The 6,318-nt window shown below is 33.5% G+C and carries 7 protein-coding genes and 2 pseudogenes; all 9 read left to right on the top strand.

The genetic code is table 11. The features are described 5' to 3' along the window. Positions 1-1,298: T7SS effector LXG polymorphic toxin (locus D1606_RS06540; RefSeq protein ID WP_119415220.1), on the top strand; the 1,298-nt coding region annotated here is incomplete at its 5' end. A 2-nt stretch (positions 1,299-1,300) separates the two neighbouring features. Continuing rightward, positions 1,301-1,870 (top strand): SMI1/KNR4 family protein, encoded by a 570-nt coding sequence (locus D1606_RS06535; RefSeq protein WP_119415219.1) that lies wholly within the window; start codon positions 1,301-1,303, stop codon positions 1,868-1,870. Between the two features lie 123 nt (positions 1,871-1,993). Beyond that, on the top strand, positions 1,994-2,551 hold the full coding sequence (locus D1606_RS06530; protein WP_119415218.1) for a helix-turn-helix domain-containing protein: 558 nt from the start codon (positions 1,994-1,996) through the stop codon (positions 2,549-2,551). Beyond that, a pseudogene (locus D1606_RS06525) lies at positions 2,541-2,768 on the top strand (HNH/ENDO VII family nuclease); the annotation flags it as partial. The gene D1606_RS06530 and the pseudogene D1606_RS06525, both read left to right, overlap by 11 nt. A gap of 13 nt (positions 2,769-2,781) precedes the next feature. Beyond that, positions 2,782-3,237, top strand: coding sequence for an SMI1/KNR4 family protein (locus tag D1606_RS06520; RefSeq protein WP_119415216.1), 456 nt, complete (start codon positions 2,782-2,784; stop codon positions 3,235-3,237). 316 nt (positions 3,238-3,553) lie between these two features. Beyond that, positions 3,554-3,676, top strand: a complete 123-nt coding sequence (locus tag D1606_RS19305) for a Nif11 family protein (RefSeq protein ID WP_369973762.1) — start codon at positions 3,554-3,556, stop codon at positions 3,674-3,676. 23 nt (positions 3,677-3,699) lie between these two features. After that, positions 3,700-4,446, top strand: a complete 747-nt coding sequence (locus tag D1606_RS06515; protein ID WP_119415215.1) for an HNH endonuclease family protein — start codon at positions 3,700-3,702, stop codon at positions 4,444-4,446. Further along, positions 4,443-5,009: an SMI1/KNR4 family protein gene (locus D1606_RS06510; RefSeq protein ID WP_119415214.1), complete on the top strand. Its 567-nt coding sequence runs from the start codon at positions 4,443-4,445 to the stop codon at positions 5,007-5,009. The genes D1606_RS06515 and D1606_RS06510 overlap by 4 nt, the downstream gene beginning before the upstream one ends. A gap of 554 nt (positions 5,010-5,563) precedes the next feature. Further along, positions 5,564-6,004: pseudogene (locus tag D1606_RS19300) on the top strand (DUF4274 domain-containing protein). Positions 6,005-6,318: the final 314 nt, after the last annotated feature.

Here is a 6,318-nt window from a genome sequence, read left to right as displayed (position 1 = left end):
TAGTAGCTGCACCACTATTACATGATACATTCTTTCTGGAAGAAGTGGATGATGCAAAAAAACAAGCCCGTGATACGGTAGAAAAAATTCATCAATTTGATTACAATCAAAGTAAAGCTTTAGAAGAATTATCCAACGATGTGTCGAAAATGCAAAACTACATAAATCGTATTCAATCCCATACGAAAAGTGGACAGATACAACTAGAAAACTATACAATCGGCACAGTAAAGAAGTATCAAATCGATGACTTACTTTTAGAAAATACCTGTTCTAGAGAAGACAGTAAAGAAGAGTTACAAAAGAAACTCGCAAATGCAACTAACATAGAAGAATTTTTGAAACTCGCAAAAGAACTAGGTGAAGAAAATTTAACCGATGAACAAAAACGAATCCTCACCTTGTGGGAAACCGCAGAAGGTATCAAAAACGGTGCCTACAAAGCAGGAAAAGAATTCGTAAAAGGGCTATTCAATTTCGTCTTGCATCCCGTAAAAACAATAGAGAGTACAATTGATGCCCTTGCTCATCCAATCGAAACGTTTGATTATTTTTCGAAGGCAATCCGTGATTCGTATGAACGAGATGTCATCAACGGAGACGCCAAGTCCCGTGCGGAATGGTTTGCTTATGGATTAGGAACCATTGGACTATCCGCAGTGGGAACAAAAGGATTAGGTGCTGTATCAAAAACTGGAATGGCATCAACAAAAGTCGTTACCAAGGCCGGCGCTAGCAAAGTAAAAGGTGCAGCACAAAAAATTTCTGGTTTAGATTTATTACCATATGCCCCTAGGAATCAATTAGCCTATGCGAATGCAGGTGTTGTGCCTTACAATGTGGTGAATGGTGCTGGGGTGAAAGATCAGTTGCTTTCTTTGGCGAAGGTGGAGAGCAGCGGTAATCCTAGAACAAGGTTACCAAGAAGAAATGGTCAATGGGAAGGTAAACCTGGTAATGGGAAATGGTATTCAGATAAACCACAAGTAAAAAAAATAACGAATGGTGAAGGTGTAGAATTTAAAGAGGGAAGACCTAATTTTACCCCTTGGTCAGACGGGGATTTAGTATTTGAAAAAGGAAAACTGACTGGAACTAGTGATGATTTTTCGTTAGTTTATGAACACATACAAAAGCAATATAATTTACCTTCCAAAAATGCTGCAAAAAAATTATTAAAACAAGCAGGAGTTACACCACACCATAAATCGGATACAGTAATAGAATTAATACCAACTGATTTGCATAGAAATGTTCCACATATTGGTTCAGCATCCGATTTACGAGGAGGATATTAAAAATGGAAAAGTTAAAAAAGAAATTAGAAGAAATAATTGATTTTGATATAAAAGATATAGATACCCTTTGGAGTGAAGCTGATATAAATTCATTTGAAGAAAGAAATGATTTAAAGTTGCCTCAAGATTATTTATTTTATTTGAAATATTATGGTAATGATTATATAAAAGAATACTATCGATTTATACCACAAATAAAATTACCAAAAATAATTAAGCAAACACAATTTGAGATAGATTCTATCTATGGATTAAATAATGATGAGAATGGATTGGATGATAAGATTAACTGCTATCGAGACATATTACCTGTTGATTTGTTTCCAATTGCAGATTTGCCAGGTGGAGATCTAATATGCATGGGAAAACAGGGGGATAAACATAATAAAATCTATATTTGGTTTCATGAAATAAATGGACGTAATGATTTCTTAGTATGTAACTCTTTTGGCGAATTTATTGAAAGCTTTAAAAAAATAAATGAAGAAAACATTACCCAGAGTAATGTTAAACTTAATTTAAGTGATAAATTAAACGACTTTTTAAATAATGCTTCAAAAAATATGAAATAAATGGAAAAAGGAAGAACAAGTGCCAGGTACCGAAAAGTTCCGAAAATAGCCTATAGATCAAGTCCTTAAGGTGCTGCACCCCAAAAGTTAGAGTTAGAAAACTAACTTTTGGGGTGATTTTTTATGGCTAAATATAGCGAGGAATTTAAATTACAGGTAGTACAAGATTACTTAAATAGTTCAATGGGTTATTCGTTAATAACGAAGAAATATGGTCTCTCTAATAAATCTCTTGTAAGACAATGGGTTCGTTCTTATAAAGAATTCGGTATGGAGGGCTTAGTTAAAAAGACAAAGAAGCAGTTTTATTCTGTTCAATTCAAATTAGATGTATTACACATTATGAAACAAACAGGTGCTTCTTATCAAGAGACGGCGATTCAATTTAAGATGAATAATCCAAGTTTAATCGCTAATTGGAACAGTAAACTTTTGAAAGAAGGAATAGAGGGCCTGCAAGAAAAAACAAAGGGGCGCCCATCTATGTCTAAAAAAGCGAAATTAACAAAACGTGTTCAAGAAAAAGAAATTTCACGTGAGGAGCAGTTAGAACGTGAAAATGAACTGCTTCGTCTAGAGGTTGCTTATTTAAAAAAGTTGAAGGCTTTTCGAGAGAACCCAGATGCCTTCCTCGAAAAGCACAAGCAGCCATTGCCTTCGAACTCAAAGATTTGCGAATGATGGATCAATCGTTAATTTACATCATCTAATTCAGGAAGAGCCAGGTACTATGTTAGAGATACCAGAAAGTTTACACAAAAAGTATTCTAAATTGCTACATGGACTAAAAGAGAACGGTGAAAGTTTTAGGAATGATCCTGTATTAAAAGCTCAATATGAGAATTTTAGAATAAGATATTGGAAATGGAGAGCAAAAGAGTTTGAAATAGAAAAATAAATGGGGTGACAAAATGGACTTTAAAACAGTTGAAAGATTTATTGAGATGTACGATGACGATGATTTTACTGGAGGGATAAGCGAGGATAAAATTTTAGATATAGAAAAACAACTTCATGTGCAGTTACCAGAGAGTTATAAGTGGTTTTTAAGAAAATACGGATCAGGCGGTATATTTGGAATAGATATTCTAGGTCATGGTTTAGTAAATGCGACAGTCGTAGAGACTACTAATGAGTATAAGAAGTATTATGGATTAGAAGAGGGAATTGTAGTAATCATTCATGTAGATGCTTTCGCATATTGTTTAGATACAAATAAGATGAGAAATGGTGAATGCCCAGTAATATCATGGGATGTCGATAGCGGAAGCTATGACTCTGAAGAAGCTAGCAATTTTTTAGAGTTTTTTTGGAATTATTTAAACGAAATGAAAGAAAATTGGGAGGAAGATGAAGAAGATTGGTGATTGAATAAGTGTCTTGAACAGTATTTCTAGACGGCTAGCCAAGAAATACATTTTACAATAAAAAGCACAATAAAGATCATACCCTATTCTCTAGCTAGGAGAATAGGGTATTTTTGAATAGTGGCAGTCATTGAAAAATATTTATAAAATGAATCCATCAATTTGCTTACAATCAAAGTAAAGCCTTAGAGGAATTATCCAATGACATGTCGAAAATGCAAAACTACATAGATCGTATTCAAGGACATACAAAAAGTGGAAAGATATAACTAGAAAACTGTACAATCGGACAGTAAAGAAATATCAAATTGAAGACTTGCTTCTGGAGAAAGCCTGTTCTAGAGAAGATAACAAGGAAGAGTTACAGAAGAAACTGACGAATACAACTAACATAGAAGAATTTTTAAAACTCGCAAAAGAACTAGGCGATGAACTCTAATCAAAACAATTGACTATTTATCGATGGCAATCCGTGATTCGTATGAACGAGATGTGATCAACGGAGACGCCAAGTCCCGTGCGGAATGGTTTTCTTATGCATTAGGAACTATTGGATTGTCTGCAGTGGGAACAAAAGGATTGGGCGCTGTATCAAAAACCGGAATGGCAACAACAAAAGTCGTTACCAAAGCAGGCGCCAGCAAGGTAAAAGGTGCAGCACAAAAAATTTCTGGTTTAGATTTATTACCGTATGCCCCTAGAAATCAATTAGCTTATGCGAATGCAGGTGTTGTGCCTTATAATGTGGTGAATGGTGCTGGGGTCAAAAATCAGTTGATCTCTATGACAAAGGTAGAGAGCAGCGGTAATCCTAGAACGAGGTTACCAAGAAAAAATGGTCAATGGGAAGGTAAACCTGGTAATGGGAAATGGTATTCAGATAAACCGCAAGTAAAAAAAATAACGAATGGTGAAGGTGTAGAATTTAATGAGGGAAGACCAAATTTCACTCCATGGAGTAAAGGGTCCCTTAAGTTTAAAAAAGGTATATTGGATGGCACGAAAAAAGATTTTAATATAGTGTATGAAAAAATTAAGCAGTTGAAAGGATTTGAATCAATCACTCAATCAAAATTTTGGCTTAAAGAAAAAGGATTAACACCACATCATAAAAGCTCAACTGAAATTGAATTGATTCCAACTGATTTACATGGAAATATACCACATATTGGTTCTGCATCTGATTTAAGAGGAGGAAAAAATAAGTGAACGAAGTATTGAAAAGAACATTAAATACTATTATCGATATAGATATGAGTGTAGTAAAAAGAGATAATTATGGCAACAGTATTAAAAAGATAGAACTCTTTTATAATGTAAATATTCCATTGGACTATAAGGAATTTTTACTTGAATATGGAGGGAGCTTTATTAAAGAAGACATAATGTATCAGCCAATCGAGAGTACCCCTGTAACTCCAAAGGATGGGTTTGATTCAATAAATTGTTTTTATGGATTTACAAATAATAACAATGATATAGAAGAAGCCATAAAAACGTATCATGAGATTTTAGGTACTGACGTCATGCCTATTGCAGATGCGGATGGAGGAGATTTAATATGTTTAGGTTTGAAAGAAGACTATAGAGATAGAGTTTATTATTGGTATCACGAAGAACAACTAGTAAAAGATGATGGAGCAGAACATTTATATCTTATTGCAAACACTTTTAAAGAATTTATTTTTAAATTTAAGAAACATGTAAGGAAAATAGATATTGAGTTAGATGATATTGATATATTTTTAGATGAAGATTTACTAAAGGATTAGAAGTTTTGGAATGAAAGTTTTAAGATCTAGTGCCAGGCATTGAAACAATTCAGAAAATAGACTACAGATCAAGTCCTTAATTTCTCAAGAGGTTAGGGGCTTTTTCTTTTTATGGTTAAATTTATGATTGTGTAGATACCCCCATGATACGGTAGAAATAAATTCTTCAATTCTCTTATAACTAGTGAACTAGACGATCTTTGGAAAGATAAAAAGATTAGAAAGAAAATTGAACGTCAACTTAGAGAACCTGGAGGCTTAAATGAGTGGCACTTAGTTTCAAAGGATTCGCAATTTAAGTATTGGAATTAGTCCTATGTATAGGCATAGAGACTATCATTCTGTTTATAATGAAGTAGTTGAAAATGCATAAAAATAATAGATTAACCAAAGTGTTGAGAGTTTATAAAAGCAAGTTTATGAGTTGCAGAGTAGTTTAAGGAGATTGCAAGAGAACGGCTTACCATTATATCCTAGTCAAGGAGCAACAGTAGAACTTTGGGAAAGAAAGCTTAGAAAAATGGAAAAACAATAGAAGCAAGGAGGTAATATAAATGGAAAATAAATACATCGAACAGTTACTATATAGCACAGATAAAGAATATATAATAAATCAGTTAACGAATACAAACAACTCATTATTTTGTTGCTAATTATAACTGGAATAATGGATTGGATGTACCTACGGTTATTCTAGAAAATGAGGCTTGTGATTTTGGAACAGGTTTACTAATGTTTTATTTTGCAGATGGATATCGTATGTTAGAAGACCCTGATGAAGTCTCAAGTTCTTCGTTAAAGGAATTGAAAGATTTTTTGAGTGAAATTTATAATAAAATTATAAACTTAAAGTTTAAATATCAGAATATTTCCTTCGACCCTGAGTTAACAAAAATTCAAAAGTATAAATTGAAAAAGAAAGAATAATCCAAGCATTCCTGATATTACTCATTAGTAAATCACCAGGTGAAGTGTTTGATGTTTCTAAAATATAATGTGTTTAAATTTGAGTGGCTATATGCCTTATTGGTGGAAAATACTTGGATAATTCTACAGTTAGCTAGATCAAATGAAGTTAGTAAACCATATATATTAATTTCAGGTATTTAGTTCCGATAAGTAATCCGCTTCCTGAGGCAGTTTATCCGCTCCAAAACAAATTGTATTCGCTCTCTCAGCAAATTAAGTCATCTCTCCAGTGTACTCAGGCAGCGAAAAATACTCCTATTATCCGCGGCAAGATTACTAGATTGACCAAGCAACTGGGCCGCGTAAAAGGAGGAGTAATAGGTGCAGCAACAATTTATTC

The sequence above is a fragment of the Rummeliibacillus sp. POC4 genome (assembly GCF_003576525.1).
Classification (GTDB): Bacteria; Bacillota; Bacilli; order Bacillales_A; family Planococcaceae; genus Rummeliibacillus.
The sequence above is the reverse complement of the archived record's forward strand: the minus strand, read 5'-3'. Positions and strand labels throughout refer to the sequence as shown.

What these genes read in the sequence shown, in the direction of transcription:
- D1606_RS06520 (WP_119415216.1), top strand. Translation starts at nt 2,782, where the DNA reads ATGGACTTTAAAACAGTTGAAAGATTTATTGAGATGTACGATGACGAT.
- D1606_RS06535 (WP_119415219.1), top strand. Translation starts at nt 1,301, where the DNA reads ATGGAAAAGTTAAAAAAGAAATTAGAAGAAATAATTGATTTTGATATA.
- D1606_RS06515 (WP_119415215.1), top strand. Translation starts at nt 3,700, where the DNA reads ATGGCAATCCGTGATTCGTATGAACGAGATGTGATCAACGGAGACGCC.
- D1606_RS06530 (WP_119415218.1), top strand. Translation starts at nt 1,994, where the DNA reads ATGGCTAAATATAGCGAGGAATTTAAATTACAGGTAGTACAAGATTAC.